We start from the raw sequence: 17,472 nt of genomic DNA, 5'->3' as shown, positions 1-17,472 counted from the left end.
CATTACGTTGCGCGCCGGCTTTTTTTGTCGGATGTTGAGTGAGCTTTAGACTTTGTTCTCTGCGTATGCTACGTTTCCTCAGGCCTGGCCTGGCTCTGCTCGTTACGCTTACCCTGACGTGGGTGCTGACCACCAAACACGGCGACGTGCCGCCGGTAGCCCGCCTGCTCAGTCCCTACCGAGGTTTCTGGCAGAATGGTGAAACGGCCGCCGATTTTCCGGCCCAGCAAACCCTACAGCTGCCTGGCCTGCACCAGCCTGTTCGGGTTCGGTTTGACGACCGACGGGTGCCTCACATCTTCGCTCAGAACGACCACGACCTCTACTACGCCCAGGGCTACCTCACGGCCCGCGACCGGCTCTGGCAGATGGAGTTTATGACCCGGGTAGCGGCCGGCCGTATTTCGGAGGTAGTAGGCCCCAAAGCCCTGGAATACGACCGGTTTCAGCGGCGCATGGGCCTACCCTATGGGGCCGAAAACTCCCTGCGCTCCATGCTGCGCAATGACACCACCCGCCTGGTGCTAGAGTCGTATTCCGAGGGCGTTAACGCCTACATCAGCAGCCTGGCGCCTCAGGACTACCCCTTCGAGTACAAGCTGCTCGACTACGCCCCCGAGCCCTGGCAGCCCCTAAAGTGCGCCCTACTGCTCAAACTCATGGCCTGGGACCTGAGCGGCCGCTCCGACGACCTGCGCATGAGCAATATTCTGCGCAAATACGGCCCCCGAGTAGTGCAGGACCTCTTTCCGAACTACCCCAACCGCGAAGACGCCATTGTGCCTCCTGGTACGCCCCTGGAATACCCGCCCCTACCCGTACCAGCCACACCGCCTTCTTTCACGGCGGCCCTGAGCGGCCGGCTGCCCCAGCAGGAACCCGACCCGGAGCTGGGCTCCAACAACTTTGCGGTGGCGGGCCGCCGCTCGGCCTCGGGGCTGCCGCTGCTGGCTAATGATCCGCACCTACAGTTGAATTTGCCCAGCATTTGGTACCAGGTGCAGCTGCATGCTCCGGGACAGAACGTGTACGGAGTTACCATTCCGGGTGCGCCCGCTGTTATCATCGGCTTTAATGAGGACGTGGCCTGGGGCGTAACCAACGTGGGTGGCGACGTGCTGGACTGGTACCAACTCAAGTTTCGGGATGCCAGCCGCCGCCAGTACTGGCACGATGGCAAGTGGAAGCCGGTGCGCCAGGTAGTGGAGCATATTACCGTGCGCGGCCAGCCCGACCTCCTCGATACGGTCCTGTATACCCACCACGGCCCGGTGGTGTACGACCAGAGTGAGAAGGTTTTCAACAAGCAGACGCCCATCCGGCACGCCATGCGCTGGACCGCCCACGATGGCGCCAACGAGGTGCAGGCCTTTTATAAGCTGAACCACGCCCACTCCTACCAAGATTACCGCCGCGCCCTGCGCACCTACAGCTCCCCGGCTCAGAACTTTATCTTCGCTGATAACCGCAACGAAATTGCCATTCAGCCCAACGGGCGCTTCCCGCTAAAGTGGCCCGACCAAGGCAAGTTCATCCTCGACGGCACGGATGCGCGCTACGATTGGCAGGGCTGGATTCCGATGGAGCAGAACCCGCACGTGAAAGACCCCGCCCGGGGCTTCGTGTCGTCGGCTAACCAGCCCTCCGCGGGCCTCGACTACCCCTACTACCTCGGCTGGGATTACGCCCCTGCTGACCGGGGCCACCGCATTAACGAGCGATTGGCCCGCATGCAGCGCGCTACCCCCGACAGCCTGCGGATGCTTCAAAACGATAACCTGGGCATCACGGCGCGACAGTTGCTGCCCCGGCTGTTGTCGTTGCTGGCGGCCGCACAGCTTTCACCGGCCCAGCAGCGGGCGTACGCGGAGCTGCAAAAGTGGAACTATTACTACGAGGCCCAGGCCATCAGTCCCAGCATTTTTGAGCTGTGGTACCTAAACTTGGTAGAGCAAGTCTGGGATGATGAATTTGGGAGCGAGGCAACGGGCCTGGAAATGCGGTATCCATCCCGGGCCCGCACCCAGGAGTTGCTGCTGCACCAGGATACCAGCCGCTGGCTAGATGACCACCGCACGCCCCAGCGCGAAACCCTACCCCAGTTAGCCCTGGAATCTTTCCGGTTTGCTACTGATTCCTTGACGCGCAAGTTTGGCCCCCTGGGGCCGAAGTGGGCCTGGTCCAACCAGAAAAGCACCGACATCAACCACTTGGCCAACCTCACCGGCTTCGGGCGGCAGGACATTGCTTGCGGCGGCAGCCCCGTGAGCGTGAATGCCACTGGGCCACGCAACGGGCCCTCTTGGCGCATGGTGGTGGCGCTGGGTCCGCAAGTAAAAGCCTACGGCATCTTCCCCGGGGGCCAGAGCGGCAACCCAGCCTCCGCCTACTACGACGACATGATTGACACCTGGCGGGTAGGCCAGCTCGACGAGTTGGTGTATCTGCGGGCCGCTGACGAAAACCACCCCCGTCTGCGCGCCGCCTGGCGACTGGAGTAGCCCACACCAGCAATTTGCGGCTGCTTTTCCCCTGACTTACTACTCCCTTTTATGTCTCGCTTTTGGTTTCTGACTTTTCTGCTTTTTGTGCTGTGCTCTTTGGCGCAGCTGGTGCTGCCGTGGTGGAGCATTGTGCCCATCTGCTGTGGGGTAGCGGCCTGGCGCGGCGGTAATGGGGGCCGGGCGTTTCTGGCGGGTTTACTGGGAGCTGGCCTTAGCTGGTGGCTGCCGGCGTTGTGGCTGCACACCCACGGGGCGGCCCGCTTGGCAGCCAGGCTAGCTACCCTCCTACCCCTGGGAGGAAATGGCTGGACGCTGGTGTTTGTGAGCGGGCTGTTGGTTGGGCTGGTTGGCGGCTTGGCCGCTCTTAGTGGGGCCTGGACCCGACAAGCAGTAGCACCTCACGCCGAACAACCATCGGCTACTCGTTTCTAGCAAGTAATCAGCGCGCAAAAAAGGCCCGCCTGCTGAAGTAACAGGCGGGCCTTTTTTATAAAGTATTATCAGACAGCTTTAATACTGAGAAATGAAGGCAAAGGCCTGGAGCGTGTAGGTACCCACCGAAGTAAAGTGGTTACCGCCCTGAATGGGCTTTAGCTGCACCTGGGTGGCTCCGCGGGCCCGCATGGCATTGTAGGCATCCTGGGAGTTGAAGAAGGGCACGTAGTCATCGGCGGTGCCGTGGAAAAGCGCTAGGGGCGCTTTGGGCCGCCAGTCGTGGAGGTCGTTGTCGCGGAAGGCGGCCGTGAGGGGGGCATCGGTGTTGTTGAGCACTGCCTGCTTAAAAGAATCGGCGAAAAGTTGGGAAGGCAAGCTGGGCACGGAGCTGAACGGATTTGCCTGCAGGCGGGTGGCGTAAGGCTCTTTGAAATAGGCGGACAGCGGCCGGTTCAGCCCGTACACGCGGTTGTACGTCGTGAGGACCCACACGTAGGTGCTCAGAAAATTCAGGGGCTGATCCGACTTTAGAATGTACTGGGCAAAGGCCGTTTTGTGGTAGGCACCCGCGCCGGGGGCACTGGCCGTAACTGGCAGTTCAGCGGCGTACTTCTCCTCCAGCAGCTTGTGCAGGGCCATAGTGGCGTAACCGCCCTCCGAGTAGCCCAGCAGGAAATTCTTCTGATTTACGGCAATGTTCTGCTGCTTACAAAACTCCCGGGCAGCCCGCAGCATATCGGCCGAGGCTGAGGCCAGGGAAGCCCCATGCTCGTAGGGGTGGTGCTGGGCCTTGGAGGCGCCGTAGCCAATGTAGTCGGGAGCCGAAACCACGTAGCCCGTAGAAGCCAGCACTGAAACCGCCGACCACAGCTCGCTGCCGGAGTTGTAGTAGGAAGGCGCCCGGTCCTCATCATCGGGCCGCAACGTGCCGTGCTGGTAGCTGATTACCGGCAGCGCCTGCGTGGTTACGGGCACCAGCACCGCACCCGAAGCCGTAATGGCCTTGCCATCGGTGTTGCGGGTGGTATAAGTGAGGCGGTACACCTTAATGGGAAAGCGGGCCAAGGCCCCTACTAACGGAATGTCGCCTACCCGCCCGGCCAGAGTAGCCGTGCTGTATTCCCCAATTAGGGTACTACCAACCAGTACAGTAGGGGTAGGTTCCGGGGTAGGTGGGGGCGCGGTAGGGCTAGCCGCCGTGGGCTCCGGCGAGTTGCTTTTGCAGCTAGGAGCCACGAGCAGCAACATGCTCAGCCACAGCAGGCAGTTGCCCGCCGGACGAGCCAGGACGCGGCGTAAGGAAGGTATAGTCACAGAGGAAGGTTTTGACAATGAAGTATCTGGAGCCTTAACACCGTCGGCAGCCAGGCTTGTTCCTGCTTTACTACTATCGGGTACTATTTACACGGCCAACTAGAACGGTAGCAAGTACTTTTTTAGGCTGGGCACACGGCACAGTACACTATATAAGGAGTGCCCAGTCAGTAGTTAACAGTCTACGGGCCGCAGCCGTGGTGCTTGCCCGAATTAGGGGGGTAGGCTGGCGGCGTCAGCATGCCAGCTGATTCAGCTGCTGCGCAAGCGCATCTTCTCCAGAAGATAACGCGCAATGGCTACTTAAAAAATGACTTTGAACATGTTTATCTAAATAATTAGTTTTAAAACTAAAAATATAGTCATACATTAGAATCACACTAGCACATCCTTCATGTCTGACCCATCATTTCCAGAGCTTACCCGCGCCGAAGAACAGGTAATGCAGGTACTGTGGCTGCGCGGCCCTTCTTTCGTGAAGGACGTGGTGCCGGAGTTACCCGCCCCTACCCCGGCCTACACCACCGTTTCCACCATCATCCGCATTCTGGAGCAAAAGGGCTTTGTGGGCCACGAAGCCTTTGGGCGCACCCACCGCTACTACCCCCTCATTGCCCAAGACGAGTACCGCCGCTTTTCCCTGCGCAAGCTGCTGGGCGGGTACTTCGGCGGGTCGTTTACCCGGCTGGTTTCCTTTTTCGCCAAAGAAGAAAACCTCGATACCCAGCAGCTCGACGAGCTGCTCCGTCATGCCCAGTCATCTTCTGCTACCCCGCCGCCCGATGCTGACCCTCCTACTCCCGACGACCCCAACCGACCTGCTTAACTGGCTGGTGCAAAGCACGCTGGCCTTGGGTGCAGGGTGGGCCTTTTACTACCTCGCCCTGCGCCGGGAGCGGTGCTTTCACTATAACCGCCGGTTTCTGCTGCTAACTCCCTGGCTAGTGCTGGCGCTGCCCGTGCTGCTGGAAGTTGCGGCCCCGGCCCTCACGGGGTTACTCCCGCGCTGGGGCGTTTTAGCAGGCAGTTCCCTTCTGGCTGGCGGCCTGCTACCTACTGTGCGCATCACCGCTACCGGCACCCGGCCCGAACTTTCGGATGTGTACTTGCTGGCTTGGTTGCCCTTGCTCTATCTGCTGGTAACCCTGGCGCTGCTAGCCCGGCTTGGCCTGCAGGTGCTGCAGTTGTGGCTAACTACCCGCCGCTGGCCGCGGCAGAAACACCCCGATTACATCCTGGTGCTTACGGGTGGGCAGCGGCCGGTTAGCTCTTTCGGGCGCTGGGTGTTCTGGGATGAAACCGCTTCGCTCACGTCCGCCGAGGCGGAAGTCGTGCTGGCCCATGAGGTAGCGCACGTGCAGCAGCGGCACACCCGGCAGCGGCTGCTGCTGGAGGTGGCGCGGGCCCTGCTCTGGCCCTGCCCCTTCGTGCACTTGTACCCCCGGGCTCTGGAAACTACCCACGAATTTCTAGCCGACTCAGCCGCGCTAGCCCCTTCTGCTGCGGCCACACCTACGGCCGCCGCCGAGCTGTACGCGGCGCTACTGGCGCGCCTGGCCCTGCGCCAGTTCCACCCTACGTTACCGCTTACCCATTCCTTCACTCAATCTCTCATTCTTACCCGTATCCGTATGCTTACCTCTCAATCTCCTATTCGGCGCTGGAAGCAGTGGCTGGCCCTGCCCCTGGGGGCGGTACTGCTGCTAACCGTTGCCTGCGAAAAAGCCACGTCTCCAGCCAATCCGGCCACCGCCGCCCAAGACAATATGCCGGCACCGCCACCGTCGCCGCTCGCTGAGGAAGCTCCGGCCCCACCGCTGCCACCCGCCTACACCTATGTTGAGCAGATGCCAGAGTATGCTGGAGGTTCAAAGCAATTGCTGGCTGATATTGGGAAGCTAGCCCAATACCCCGCCGTGGCGAAGGCAGAAAAGTTAGGTGGCCGAGTGTTTATAACATTTATAGTAGCCGCCGATGGCTCCCTACAGAATATTTATATCAGGGAAGCAATTCAAGGCCAGGTTAAGGACTTCGGCGCAGATGGCGAGCAGATGGTAGCTACCCTTACTACGCCCGCGGCACAGGCCTTAAATGAAGTAGCGCTGAACGCCGTACGTAACCTACCAGGCAGGTGGCAGCCTGGCCGCCAGGATGGTAAGGCCGTGGCCGTGTTATATACTGTTCCTATCACCTTTACCCCCTAAAGGCAGGGTAGCTCAGGCCCGCCTTCCGGCTTCAGGTGTTGCCAAGCCCTGAAACCGGGAGGCGGCGTTGCTTCCCATTAAAACCCTATTAAATACTAGTTGAAGACCACCTACCAGAAGTATACATTCCACTTTTCAGCCGGAAACCCGCTACCTTAGAGGCTGTCTTCGCCTTCAATTCGTTTTCCTTCAGTGTCTTATTTCCGGACCTTCACCCGCCTGACGGCCCCCGCGCTGGCTTCCCTGGGCCTCGCCTTTACCCTCACTACCTTGTCTGGCTGCGGCTCCCGCTCCGGCACCGACGCGGAAACTCCCTCCACCGCCGCCGACTCGGCCAAGCCCGTGGTAGTAGACACCGTCGCGCTGAAACGGGCCGCCATGCAGCGCGACTCGCTTAAGGCGGACTCCATTGCCAAGAAAAACGGCCAGCTGCCCGGCGCCATTCTGCCCGGTCACCGCATTGTGGCTTTCTATGGTAATATCCGCTCGAAGGGCATGGGTATTCTGGGTCGGGAGCCCAAGGAGCAGATGTTCCGCAAGTTTGCGGGCGTGCTGAAGGAGTGGCAAGAAGCCGATCCATCGATTCCGGTGCAGGCCGCTTTGCACAACGTAACCATCACGGCCCAGGGCACGCCCGGCAAGGATGGTAAGTGGCGCCTGATGAACTCTAAGGCTACCATTGAGGAAGTGCTCAGCTGGGCCAAGGAGCACAACTGCATCCTGTTTCTGGACGTGCAGCCGGGTCACAGCACCCTGGAGGCCGAGTTGCCCAAGCTGGAGCAGTACTTGAAAGACCCCATCGTGCACTTGGGCATCGACCCGGAATTTTCGCTGGCCACCATGCCCGGGGTGCGGCCCAACCAGAAAATCGGCACTCTTGATGCCAAGGACGTGAACTTCACGGTAAACTTCCTGGCCCGCATTGTGAGCGAAAATAAGCTGCCGCCCAAAGTACTGACGGTGCACCGCTTCACTCGGAAGATGATTACCAATTACAAGAACATCAAGCTGGACCCGCGCGTGCAGATTGTAATGCACATGGACGGCCACGGTGAGCCGACCCTAAAGAAGGACTCCTACCACGATTACATCCAGACCGAGCCGGTGCAGTACACGGGCTTTAAGCTGTTCTACGAGTACGATGCCCGGCCCAAGCCCCACCACATCATGACGCCCAAAGAGGTGCTATCTGAGCTAACGCCCAAGCCCCTCTACATCCAATATCAATAGTCTAACCAGCAATCAGCCAGCATAAAAACCCCTCCACGCTACCGTGGAGGGGTTTTTATGCTGGCTGATTGCGCAACCCATGGGTTACTAGCCTAGCTGGCGGTTTAGAAAAACAACCACCGGTGCCGTTTGGCGGGGGCAGCGGCGGCCATTTCTGGCTCGCGCGGCACCAGCGTTACGTTCTGGGTGTAGCTGCCCCGCAGGGAAAGCTCCTCGTCGGCGTAGCCGCCGTAGCCATATTGCAGCTTGGTAGCTTGGCTGGCTGGTAGGCGCAACGCGTAGTTACCCTGGGCATCGGTGCCGGTACCGCGGCCGGTAGCTTTATCGAGCACCGTGGCTCCCACCAAGGGGCGGCCATTTTCATCCAGAATGCGGCCGTGCACCGTTACCATTCGCATACTGGCTATGCTGCTGGCCTCTGCTACTGCAGCCTCGCTAAGGGCAGCTTCGGTGGGGGTAGTGCCAGTGGCGGGCAAGTTGGTAGCCGCCATAGAAACGCCCGCCAGCAGACCGGCACCGGCCACCAGTGTAGCCGCGCGCCGCCGAAAGCGCTGGGGCTCCGTCCGAATCAAGTCAAACTGACGCTGCACCCAGCCCACGGGCCGTACTTGCTCGCCGTCTTGCTTCATTTCATGAAAGCGCACCAGGGTGTTGTCGGCCAGTTGGTGGTTGCGTTTCAGGTACTTATCTACCGCCGCAATGTTTTCGCTTGACAAATCGCCGCGCAGGTAGGCGTCGCGGTACACGGGCAATAATTCACCCGTTTCAGGATGAAAAGGAGAAGAGGTTAATTTCATGCTCTGCTGGTTTTTAAGGGTGAATAACTTGTAATACACAGCACTTGCCCGGGTAGTCCGAAGCTGGTTTGTGGGCGAACGGCTGTATCTGGTTCTCGCGTTGTTTAAACGCCTGTCTACAATAGTGAAGAACTCAGAAAACGCCGTTCAGCCACCTCAAACTGGCCGTCGCTACCGCGTCGCCGGCTACCTTATTTGAGCAGTTCGGCCTGCTGGCGCAGCACGTCGCGGGCAATGGCCAAGTTGGTGTCGCGGGAGTTCACGGCCAGGTAGATAAACTTCTTACCGCCTTCGGCCAGGTTGATGAGGTGAATCTGGTTGGTGAGCGTGATAAGGATATCATCAATGCTTTCACCCTGCAGCTTCAGGGCCGTCATGGCCTTCTGCTTCTGACGCACAACCTCGGTGTTGTAAGCGGCGGCCGTTTCGGGGTTCAGTGAGGCAGAGTTAGAGTGGGAAGCCAGCGACATGCCCGACTGCACGTCGACGATGGCAACGGCTAGCAGTTGAGGCAAATCATTGATGATGTTCTGGACGGCCTGGCCGGCGGCATTATTAGTAGAGTACGCCATGAAAAAAGTGTGGTAACGGGGTTGAAATGAAGACTTAGGAAGTGAAAGAGGTGCGTAGCGTAGGCTAGTGGCTGTGCGTGCGCAGCACGTCGCGGGCAATGGCCAGGTTAGTGTCTTGTGGACTAACGACTAGGTATAAGAGGTGCCGTTCGTCGTGGGTAACGCGCAGCAGGTGTAGCTGCTCCCTTAGCGTGATGAGGATGTCCTCGATTTTCTCGTCGGGGAGGGCTAATGCCTGAATAGCCCGGCGCTTTTGGCGTACCACCTCAGCGTTATGGGCTGCCGCTTTAGCGGGCGCTAGCTTCGGCGAATTGCTATGAGCTGCCAGTGCCTGCCCACTGTCAATGTCGATGACGGCTACGGCCAACAGTTCCGGCAGGGCCGCCCGGATTGCCTCCAGCCGAGCTTTGGCTTTGGCTTGCTGCCCCGACTCGCCCGGCGCGGGTCCGGGCTTTACTAACTCCTGCAAACGGTTGAGAAAAGGGAGAGCCATAAGTTGTCTAATTCCCTGATTCAGATACTCGTCAGAAGAACGTGATGCTAAGGTGGCGGGTGTTCACCCGTTTAGCAACCAGCATCCTAAGTAGCTGTCTCTATTTTAGACAAGTGAGCGTCAAAACCCCGCCAATGAATGCAATAGCCGGGTAGAAATATTTCCCAAAAAGAGAAAAATTGTACCAACATGCTTTCCACCTCTCTCATCATAATCATACACCCTCAAACACCTCACGTGAAAAAGCCGGTCCCGCTGGGACCGGCTTTTTCACGTGAGGTGTTTGGCGTGCGGTATCTAGTGGGCCGCGTTCAGGTCTACTTTCTCTCCTGGCTTGGGGCGCTGCACCAGCAGAATTAGGGGTAGGCACAGCAGGAAGAAGGCACCAATCATCAGGAAGGTTTGGGCGTAGGTGATGATGGAGGTCTGCTTCATAATCATGCCGCCCAGGGCCGCGTAGGCCTGTTGTTGGGCATCGATGAAGCTGGCGCCTTTGCTCATGAAGCTGGCCGTGAGACCCTGCAAGCGCTGCTGAGTTTCGGGGTCATAAAGGGAAACGTTGGAGGAAATACCCTCTCGGTTCTGGGCAATGGAGCGCTCCAAATACGTGCCGACCAGCGCTACCCCAAACGAGCCGCCGAGCTGGCGAATCATGCCGGTGAGGCCCGCGGCCTGCCCGGCATCCTTGCCACTGATACCCGACAGCGACATGGTGGTGATGGGCAGAAACAGCAAGGCCAGCCCAAACCCGCGCAGAATAAGTGGCCAGAAGAAGTCACTCTCACCGGCCGTGGGTGAAATCTGGGTGCTCATCCAGTAAGAGAAAACGAAGAAGACCGTGAAGCCGACGGGCAGAATGTATTTCTGCGGGACGCCGCCCTGAATCATCTTGCCCACCACCGGCATCATAAAGCCCGAAAGCAAGGCCCCCGGCAGTAATAGGTAGCCCGTCTGCTCCGCCGTGAAACCCAGAATGCGCTGGCAGAAAATTGGGAATACGAACACCGAAGCAAACAGCCCGAACCCCAGAATAAACGACAGAAACGCCCCGATTGCCAGGTTGCGGCTGCGCGTGAGCACCCGTAGGTCTACGATGGGCTGCCGGGCCGTCAGCTCACGCCAGATAAAGCCCACCATCCCAACCACGGCCATCAGGGTAAAGAAGTTGATGTACAGGCTCTCGAACCAGTCCTCAGTTTCGCCCTGCTCCAGTACCAGCTGCAAGGAGCCTACCCCCAGAATCAGCAGGAAGATACCCGCCCAGTCGATTTCGCGCAGGGGCCGCGGAATGGCGTTCCTGATGCGCTCCGGGTCGCGGATAAACAGCACCGTGAAAATAGAGGCGAGAATACCCACCGGCACGTTCACGTAGAAAATCCAGGGCCAGTCGTAGTTATCCACAATAAAGCCGCCCAGGGTAGGACCAATGGTAGGACCAATGATGACGCCCATGCCGAACAGGGCTTGCCCCAAGGGTAGCTGCTTGGGCGGAAAAGTGTCAATGAGAATAGCCTGGGAAGTAGCCATGAGGGCGCCGCCACCAATGCCCTGAATAAAGCGAAACACCACCAGCTCCCAAATGTTGGTGCTTTGCCCGCAGAGCATGGAGGCAATGGTGAACAGAATCACGGAGAACAGGTAGTAGTTTTTGCGGCCGAACTGCTCGGCCAGAAAGCCCGTCATCGGAATGACAATCACGTTGGCAATGCCGTAGGAGGCCACCACCCAGCTTACTTCCTGCTGCGTGGCCGAGAGGTTGCCCATCATCTGGGTTAGGGCCACGTTTACAATGCTGGTATCAATGAGCTCCAGCAAGCAGCACATCACCACCGTAATGACGATGATCCACTTGGTAAATCCGGTTTCCATGCGGTGAAGTTGTGAACTTGTGAAGTTGTGAAATAGCTGGCTTTCGTAGCTTGATGCGCTATTTCTAACTCACAGTGTATATGAATGATGAACTACTGCCATTGGCAGCTCAGCTATCTTTTAATGAAGATATTCGAGGACGTACCAAGCAGGCGTCATTGCGTGTAATCCGACTGTTTCAGCAATTACCCCGCACTGGTGAAGCAACTATTTTAGGCAAACAGCTCTTGCGTTCGGCTACTTCAGTGGCGGCTAACTTTCGGGCAGCTTCACGAAGCCGTTCCAAAGCCGAATGGTTTGCCAAACTGTGTATTTGCGTAGAAGAGGCCGACGAAACCCTATTTTGGCTAGAATTAATCGGCGACGCCAATATTTTCACGAAGCCTCGCTTAACTGCTCTGGAGAAAGAATACACAGAAATAGTGTCCATTCTCGCCACCATTCGCAAGAGGGCAAAGGCGAAGTAGTGAAGTTGTGAAAGGTGAAATTGTGAAGTAACAGAACGTCAATTCACAATTTCACCTTTCACAACTTCACTACTTAGTTTTCACAGTCGCTACCACGCTCATGCCGGCGCGCAGGGGGTGTTCGGGGTCTACTTTGTCGAGGACGATTTTAACGGGTACGCGCTGGGTTACTTTCACAAAGTTGCCGCTGGCGTTATCGGGCGGCAAGAGGGCAAAGCGGGCGCCGGTAGCAGCCGAGAGCGACTCGATGTGGCCCGAGAATTCCTCGTTGGGGTAGGCGTCCACTTCTACGCTCACGGGCTGGCCCACGCGCATGTTCTCGAGCTGGGTTTCCTTGAAGTTGGCAATAACCCAGGTGTTGCCGCTGGCTACCAGGCCCATAAGCTGCTGGTTGGGGCTTACTACCTGGCCGGGCTGCACGTTCTTCTTGCTCACAATGCCGTTGCCGGGAGCCGTAATGGTGGTATAGCTCAGCTGCAGACGCGCATTGTCCAGATCAGCTTGGCGCTGCTTTACTACGGCTTCGGCCACGGCTACCTGCTGGCGAGCGGCCGTTACCTGCTGCTGAGCCACGCGCACCTGCTGCTCAGCTGTAGCCCGCTGGGCCGTCGTCGACTTCAGGTTGGCCTGCACGGCGTCGTACTCGCTTTGCGGGATGATGTCTTCCTTGCGCAGAAACTCACTGCGCTTCAGATCTTTCTGCAGACGGGCCCGGTTGGCCTCGCTTACCCCAATGGTCGTTTGGGCGGTGCTGACGTTGGCCGTGGCCGTACCTACCCCGGCGCGCGCGGCTACCACGTTGGCCTGGGCCGCTGCCAGGGCGGCTTCGGCGGCATTTACGCGCTGCTGGTAGTCGGCGGGGTCAACGGTTACGAGCACGTCGCCTTTCTTCACGGGCTGGTTGTCTTCAACTTTCACTTCGAGCACCGGACCCGAGACGCGGGGCAGAATCGGGTACACGTCGCCTTCTACTTGGGCGTCGTCGGTTTCCTCGTGGGTTTGGCCGAACTGGTACCGCTGCCAGCCGAAATAGCCGCCCACCAGCAGTACCAAAGCCAGGATGATAAAGATAATTGGGCGCTTGGAGCGGCCTTCGGGCTGCTCGTCTACTACCGGCTCATGAGCCGCGGGTTGGGTAGGCGCTACGGCCGAATCGTGTTGAACGGGAGTTGCCATATGGGTACTTGGTTGTTCGTTGTCAGAGGTTGGAAGGGAGGTCCGGCGTTCAGCAAACGAGGACGTTCAGGGTACTAGGCCGATTGGCGGTAGGCGGTGGGGCAGCCAGGCTTTACCAGCAGCGTCACGCAGGAGGCAGTTCGCACCACGGTTTCGGCGGTGCTACCCATCAGAAAGCGGGTAAGCCCCGTTTGGCCGTGCGCTCCGATAACAATGATGTCGGCCGGATGGCGGCGCGCTTCTTCCACGATTTCGCGGGCGGCCTCACCGCGCAGAACAACGGTAGTTACTTGAGCGCCAGCTGCCTGTGCGGCTTCCCGGCACAAAGCCAACTGGCGAGCCAGCGCCACATCATGCCCCACACCAGCGGTAGAGCTGAGCTGCGGCTCTAGCACGTGCAAAAGCCGCAGCTCAGCCCCCGTACCCGCCGCCAGCGCCGCCGAGTACTTCACCACCGCAGCAGTAGCAGCCGAAAAATCAACCGGACAGAGGATGGTCATATAGTGAGGTGGTGAAATAGTGAAATGGTGAGTTTGATGCGTTAATGGCGCGAACAGGAGAAGCTGAACGGCAACTCACTATTTCACCATCTCACAATTTCACCGCTACCAAATCTGCTCGCCGGTGGCGCGGCGCAGCTGGTACTGGCCGAGGGTGTAGTTGTAGATGGCTTGCAGGCGCGAGAGGCGCGACTGAGCCAGCTGCGTTTCCGCGTCCAGTACGTCCAGGTTGCTGCCTACTCCGTAGCGGTAGCGGGCTTTGGCCCGGGTTAGGGCGTCAGCGGCCTGCCCGATCTGAACCTGGGAGTTGTCGTAGCGGGCGGTGCTGGTTTGCATGTTGTTCACAGCCTGCAGTACATCGGCGCGCACTTGCTCCTGGGTGTCCTGGGTGCGAGCCTGAGCGCCTTTGATGGCCGATTGCGCGGCTGCCCGCTGGTAGCGGTTCCGGTCGCCGTCGTAAATCGGGATGGAAAGCTGGGCGCCGGCTACCGTGTTAAAACGCACGCGCTCCAGGTTGGGCACGATGTAGCCGTTTTTCCCTCCGGCCTGAGCTAGCACCGTGAGGCTGGGCTTGTTGCTGGTTTCGGCCACGCGCAACTGGGCGGAAGCAGTTTGCTCGGCGTCCTTAGCCAGCTTTACTTCGGGCCGGTTCTCTGCGCCTTTGGCCAGCGCGTCCTCTACGTTCACGGGTTGCGGGTTGTACTCAAAACGGCCGCGCACCGGCGTTACCGCCGACTCGGGGCGGTGCAGCAGGCGGGCCAGCTGAATTTCCTGGTTGCGCAACTGGTTTTGCAAGTCGATGCGGCGGTCCTGAGCCTGGGCAATGCGCACCTGCGTGGTTGTCACGTCGAAGTTGGTGCTTACCCCACCTTGCACCCGCTTCTCCATTTCGCGCTGGTGCTGGCGCAGGGAAGCAATTTGGGCGTCCTGCACCCGAATGGCTTCACGGGCGAACAGAATGCTGTAGTAGCTCTGGGCGGCGGCAAAGGCCAAGTCGCGGCGGGTAACGTTGATTTGGTCGGCGGCCGTGAGCGTCCGGCTCCGGGCCGCTTCAATGGCTGCGTTGGCGCGCCCAAAGTCCAGCACCGTATACCGGGCCGTCACGTGCCCGTCGTAGTTGTTATTGGGGGCCAGCTGAAAACCGGGCTCATCGGGGTTTAGCTGCAACTTCACCTGCGGATCAACGCGGGTGTAGCTGACGGTGCCATCTACCACGGGCCGCAGGTAGGTACGGCTCTCATCGAGGCGACTTTGGGCCTGGTTTACTTCTTCCTGCAGGGCATTAATGGCGGGGTTAGCATCAAGCACCGAACGCACGGTAGTTTCCAGCGACAGAGAATCACTAGGAGTTGCTGCGGATAGCGGCACCTGTGCGTGTGCCGCACTACCCACCAGCAACCCGAGGGTAGCTAAAAATGGGGCAGCGTATTGAGGTCGGAAAAGCATATCTGAAACAGCGTATGGATGTCCGCCTGTTACCCAACTACGTGCCAACCCGTTAAAACCCCTTTAATCTAGCTCAAAAACACTGATTCCGATCAGTAGAGCCACAAAATAATTTTACGTAGCTACCTAGTTAGCTTATTAAACTGCATCCTGATTTCCTTATATATCAGGATATCCTATGTATATTTCCTGAAATTTAAGGAATAGTTACGCGCATTACCTCCATTTGCCGCTTTGCCATGCCTGACCAAGATGACTCGCTTCTTCTGTATCTGAATGATGCCATTGCTACCACGCGCAACAAGGAGGACCTATTTCGGAGTGTAACGGAAAAGCTACGGCTAATTTTTCCCTTCGACGCCATTACCATTCTGACCCTGGACACAGAACACCAGTACCGCCGGATTTTTCTGCGCGACTACCTGGGTGAAGTATTGCTACCTGATGTGCATGCGCACCAACCAACTCGTACGTCGGTAGAGGGCACGCCTATTGCGCTTTTTCTGCGTCAACCCCGCCTGCACCAGTATGATTTGCAGGAATTTATGGCGGAGCACGGCGAATTTTCTCCCTTCCGCAACCTACTGGAACGGGGCATGCGCTACATTACGGTGGTACCCCTACGTACCAGCGGGCAGCTGATTGGCCTGCTGTCGTTGGTGGCCCGGCGACGGCCCGAATTGTCGGAATTAGACGCGGATCTGCTGGAAAAAATTGGTAGTCTGGTAGCAGTGGCCGTAACCAATACGCTGGCGTTCGAGGACATTGCCCGCCGGGAGCAGGAAAAAACTATGCAGCTGGCTCTCAATAATGCCCTGCTGAGCATCAAGGAGCGCGAGGAGCTTTTCCGGACTATTGCCACCGAAATCAACCGGGTAGTGCCGCACGACTACTTCGGGGTGCGGGTGCGGGAGTCCCGCTCCCCGGTGCGCGCCTTTGCTGAGTTCAACAAGCAGCCCGATGGTACCTTTCTGGCCCTGGATGAGAACCGCTACGATGATTTGCCAAAGTCGGAAGCTAGCAAACAGGCGGTAGTGGAGCTATTTTCGCGGCCCGGCGTGTACGTGGGGGCCGATTTTGAGGACCTCGCCCAGCGCTACGACATGCTCCGTTACATTCGGGAGCAGCGCGGCACCCGCTCTATTCTGTGCGCGCCCCTGGACGTGGGCGACGAACAGATGGCGGCCCTTATTCTGGCCAGCCACCAGCCGCTGGCCTTCACGGAGGAAACTCTGGAGCTAATTCAGACCCTGGTGCCCCAGATTCGGCTGGCTGTCCAGAACGTGTTTGCCTTCGAGCAGATTGACGCCCTGCGCACCCAACTGGAGCGGGAGCGGACCTACCTCATCGACGAAATCAATACCACTGCCGCCGCCCGCCTCGACGATTTTGTGGGCGGCAGCGGCGTGATGCAGCAAGTTTACACCCGTCTGGCCCAGGTAGCTCCCACTGACACCACCGTGCTCATTACCGGCGAAACCGGAACCGGCAAGGAGCTGGTGGCCCGAGCCCTGCATAATCTGTCGCCGCGCAAGGAGCGGGCCCTGATTAAAATCAACTGCGCCGCCTTGCCCGCACAGCTAATTGAAAGTGAACTATTTGGTCACGAAAAAGGCGCCTTCACCGGGGCCCACGACCGGCGCATCGGTAAGTTTGAGCTGGCTGACAAAGGCACGATTTTTCTGGACGAGGTGGGGGAGCTACCCCTCGATCTGCAAGCCAAGCTGCTGCGGGTGCTGCAGGAAAAAGAGTTCGAGCGTATTGGTGGCCGCCGCGTCATTCCGACCGATGTGCGGGTAATTGCGGCCACAAACCGGGTGCTGGAAGACGAGGTGGCTGCCGGCCGTTTCCGCGCCGATTTGTACTACCGCCTCAACGTGTTTCCCATTAAGCTGCCGCCCCTGCGCGAGCGGCCCGAGGATATTGAGCCGCTGATGCGCTACTTCCTGGAGCGCTTCACCAAACAGATGGGTAAGCCTGTGCGCGGCCTGCGCGAGCGGGACCTGAAAGCCCTGCGCCAGTACGGCTGGCCCGGCAACGTGCGCGAACTGGAGCACGTGCTAGAACAGGCTGTCATTGTCAGCCAGGGGCCGTTTTTGGAGTTTGCGGGCTTCTCCGCCGCTGCCCAAGTAGCCCCAGCCACTCCCGAAACTGGCGGCCCCATCAAAACCCTCAAAGACCAGGAGCGCGACCATATTCTGGCGGCCCTGCGCCGCACGGGCGGCCGCGTCAGCGGCCCCAACGGCGCCGCCGTCCTCCTCGATATTAACCCCAAAACCCTGGAAGCCCGCATGAAAAAGCTCGGCATTCAGCGGACGGTGGAGGTGAGATAGTGAAATAGTGAGTTGGTGAGTGAGTTGTCATGGCGAGCAGAGCGACGCCATCTTTCATCTCATGTGCCTTAAACCTAGTAAAGTGACAAGCCCTTGACCTACGGTAGCGTTGAGGATTTATCACATTTAGAG

15 protein-coding genes are annotated in these 17,472 nt (G+C 58.8%); 7 read left to right on the top strand and 8 right to left on the bottom strand.

Annotated features, from left to right (window positions below; all coding sequences use genetic code 11):
* Nucleotides 1–65: 65 nt before the first annotated feature.
* Together MWH26_RS19235 and MWH26_RS19230 are read left to right on the top strand one after the other, a co-directional pair.
* Entirely contained in the window at nucleotides 66–2,501 is a 2,436-nt protein-coding gene (locus MWH26_RS19235; RefSeq protein ID WP_247975538.1) for a penicillin acylase family protein, read from the top strand.
* Nucleotides 2,502–2,552: 51 nt separating this feature from the next.
* Nucleotides 2,553–2,936, top strand: a complete 384-nt coding sequence (locus MWH26_RS19230) for a hypothetical protein (protein ID WP_247975537.1) — start codon at nucleotides 2,553–2,555, stop codon at nucleotides 2,934–2,936.
* A 78-nt stretch (nucleotides 2,937–3,014) separates the two neighbouring features.
* Here MWH26_RS19230 and MWH26_RS19225 read toward each other — a convergent pair whose 3' ends face one another.
* On the bottom strand, nucleotides 3,015–4,253 hold the full coding sequence (locus MWH26_RS19225) for an alpha/beta hydrolase family protein (protein ID WP_247975536.1): 1,239 nt from the start codon (nucleotides 4,251–4,253) through the stop codon (nucleotides 3,015–3,017).
* A 394-nt stretch (nucleotides 4,254–4,647) separates the two neighbouring features.
* Here MWH26_RS19225 and MWH26_RS19220 point away from each other — a divergent pair, with 394 nt between their 5' ends.
* The 3 genes from MWH26_RS19220 to MWH26_RS19210 all read left to right on the top strand — a co-directional run bounded on the left by MWH26_RS19220 (nucleotide 4,648) and on the right by MWH26_RS19210 (nucleotide 7,687).
* Nucleotides 4,648–5,079: a BlaI/MecI/CopY family transcriptional regulator gene (locus tag MWH26_RS19220; RefSeq protein WP_247975535.1), complete on the top strand. Its 432-nt coding sequence runs from the start codon at nucleotides 4,648–4,650 to the stop codon at nucleotides 5,077–5,079.
* Entirely contained in the window at nucleotides 5,036–6,457 is a 1,422-nt protein-coding gene (locus tag MWH26_RS19215; RefSeq protein WP_247975534.1) for a M56 family metallopeptidase, read from the top strand. The genes MWH26_RS19220 and MWH26_RS19215 overlap by 44 nt, the downstream gene beginning before the upstream one ends.
* A 192-nt stretch (nucleotides 6,458–6,649) precedes the next feature.
* Nucleotides 6,650–7,687, top strand: coding sequence for a hypothetical protein (locus MWH26_RS19210; RefSeq protein WP_244694502.1), 1,038 nt, complete (start codon nucleotides 6,650–6,652; stop codon nucleotides 7,685–7,687).
* A gap of 104 nt (nucleotides 7,688–7,791) precedes the next feature.
* Here the strand turns inward: MWH26_RS19210 and MWH26_RS19205 are convergent, their stop codons facing one another.
* The 4 genes from MWH26_RS19205 to MWH26_RS19190 form a co-directional block, all read right to left on the bottom strand.
* Nucleotides 7,792–8,484: a carboxypeptidase-like regulatory domain-containing protein gene (locus MWH26_RS19205; RefSeq protein ID WP_247975533.1), complete on the bottom strand. Its 693-nt coding sequence runs from the start codon at nucleotides 8,482–8,484 to the stop codon at nucleotides 7,792–7,794.
* 191 nt (nucleotides 8,485–8,675) lie between these two features.
* On the bottom strand, nucleotides 8,676–9,056 hold the full coding sequence (locus tag MWH26_RS19200; protein WP_244694500.1) for a hypothetical protein: 381 nt from the start codon (nucleotides 9,054–9,056) through the stop codon (nucleotides 8,676–8,678).
* Between the two features lie 64 nt (nucleotides 9,057–9,120).
* Nucleotides 9,121–9,549: a hypothetical protein gene (locus MWH26_RS19195; protein ID WP_244694499.1), complete on the bottom strand. Its 429-nt coding sequence runs from the start codon at nucleotides 9,547–9,549 to the stop codon at nucleotides 9,121–9,123.
* A gap of 297 nt (nucleotides 9,550–9,846) precedes the next feature.
* Entirely contained in the window at nucleotides 9,847–11,418 is a 1,572-nt protein-coding gene (locus tag MWH26_RS19190; RefSeq protein WP_247975532.1) for a DHA2 family efflux MFS transporter permease subunit, read from the bottom strand.
* Between the two features lie 80 nt (nucleotides 11,419–11,498).
* Here MWH26_RS19190 and MWH26_RS19185 point away from each other — a divergent pair, with 80 nt between their 5' ends.
* On the top strand, nucleotides 11,499–11,885 hold the full coding sequence (locus tag MWH26_RS19185; RefSeq protein WP_247975531.1) for a four helix bundle protein: 387 nt from the start codon (nucleotides 11,499–11,501) through the stop codon (nucleotides 11,883–11,885).
* Nucleotides 11,886–11,954: 69 nt separating this feature from the next.
* Here MWH26_RS19185 and MWH26_RS19180 read toward each other — a convergent pair whose 3' ends face one another.
* The 3 genes from MWH26_RS19180 to MWH26_RS19170 all read right to left on the bottom strand — a co-directional run bounded on the left by MWH26_RS19180 (nucleotide 11,955) and on the right by MWH26_RS19170 (nucleotide 15,007).
* The gene (locus MWH26_RS19180; RefSeq protein WP_247975530.1) at nucleotides 11,955–13,061 is read right to left on the bottom strand and encodes an HlyD family secretion protein; all 1,107 of its coding nucleotides are present in this window, start codon (nucleotides 13,059–13,061) and stop codon (nucleotides 11,955–11,957) included.
* Between the two features lie 74 nt (nucleotides 13,062–13,135).
* Nucleotides 13,136–13,561, bottom strand: a complete 426-nt coding sequence (locus tag MWH26_RS19175) for a universal stress protein (protein ID WP_247975529.1) — start codon at nucleotides 13,559–13,561, stop codon at nucleotides 13,136–13,138.
* A 105-nt stretch (nucleotides 13,562–13,666) separates the two neighbouring features.
* Nucleotides 13,667–15,007 carry a TolC family protein gene (locus MWH26_RS19170; protein WP_247975528.1) on the bottom strand — a complete coding sequence of 447 codons (1,341 nt, stop codon included), beginning with the start codon at nucleotides 15,005–15,007 and terminating at the stop codon, nucleotides 13,667–13,669.
* 239 nt (nucleotides 15,008–15,246) lie between these two features.
* Between MWH26_RS19170 and MWH26_RS19165 the strand changes: the two genes are divergently transcribed.
* A complete protein-coding gene (locus MWH26_RS19165) occupies nucleotides 15,247–17,340 on the top strand; it encodes a sigma 54-interacting transcriptional regulator (protein WP_247975527.1) in 2,094 nt (697 codons plus the stop codon).
* The last annotated feature ends 132 nt before the right edge of the window (nucleotides 17,341–17,472 follow it).

This window comes from Hymenobacter sublimis (genome assembly GCF_023101345.1).
Classification (GTDB): Bacteria; Bacteroidota; Bacteroidia; order Cytophagales; family Hymenobacteraceae; genus Hymenobacter; species Hymenobacter sublimis.
The sequence above is the reverse complement of the archived record's forward strand: the minus strand, read 5'-3'. Positions and strand labels throughout refer to the sequence as shown.

Coding starts and splice junctions, on each gene's coding strand:
- MWH26_RS19235 (WP_247975538.1), top strand. CDS start 66: ATGCTACGTTTCCTCAGGCCTGGCCTGGCTCTGCTCGTTACGCTTACC.
- MWH26_RS19230 (WP_247975537.1), top strand. CDS start 2,553: ATGTCTCGCTTTTGGTTTCTGACTTTTCTGCTTTTTGTGCTGTGCTCT.
- MWH26_RS19220 (WP_247975535.1), top strand. CDS start 4,648: ATGTCTGACCCATCATTTCCAGAGCTTACCCGCGCCGAAGAACAGGTA.
- MWH26_RS19215 (WP_247975534.1), top strand. CDS start 5,036: ATGCTGACCCTCCTACTCCCGACGACCCCAACCGACCTGCTTAACTGG.
- MWH26_RS19205 (WP_247975533.1), bottom strand. CDS start 8,484: ATGAAATTAACCTCTTCTCCTTTTCATCCTGAAACGGGTGAATTATTG.
- MWH26_RS19200 (WP_244694500.1), bottom strand. CDS start 9,056: ATGGCGTACTCTACTAATAATGCCGCCGGCCAGGCCGTCCAGAACATC.
- MWH26_RS19195 (WP_244694499.1), bottom strand. CDS start 9,549: ATGGCTCTCCCTTTTCTCAACCGTTTGCAGGAGTTAGTAAAGCCCGGA.
- MWH26_RS19190 (WP_247975532.1), bottom strand. CDS start 11,418: ATGGAAACCGGATTTACCAAGTGGATCATCGTCATTACGGTGGTGATG.
- MWH26_RS19185 (WP_247975531.1), top strand. CDS start 11,499: ATGAATGATGAACTACTGCCATTGGCAGCTCAGCTATCTTTTAATGAA.
- MWH26_RS19180 (WP_247975530.1), bottom strand. CDS start 13,061: ATGGCAACTCCCGTTCAACACGATTCGGCCGTAGCGCCTACCCAACCC.
- MWH26_RS19175 (WP_247975529.1), bottom strand. CDS start 13,561: ATGACCATCCTCTGTCCGGTTGATTTTTCGGCTGCTACTGCTGCGGTG.
- MWH26_RS19170 (WP_247975528.1), bottom strand. CDS start 15,007: ATGCTTTTCCGACCTCAATACGCTGCCCCATTTTTAGCTACCCTCGGG.
- MWH26_RS19165 (WP_247975527.1), top strand. CDS start 15,247: ATGCCTGACCAAGATGACTCGCTTCTTCTGTATCTGAATGATGCCATT.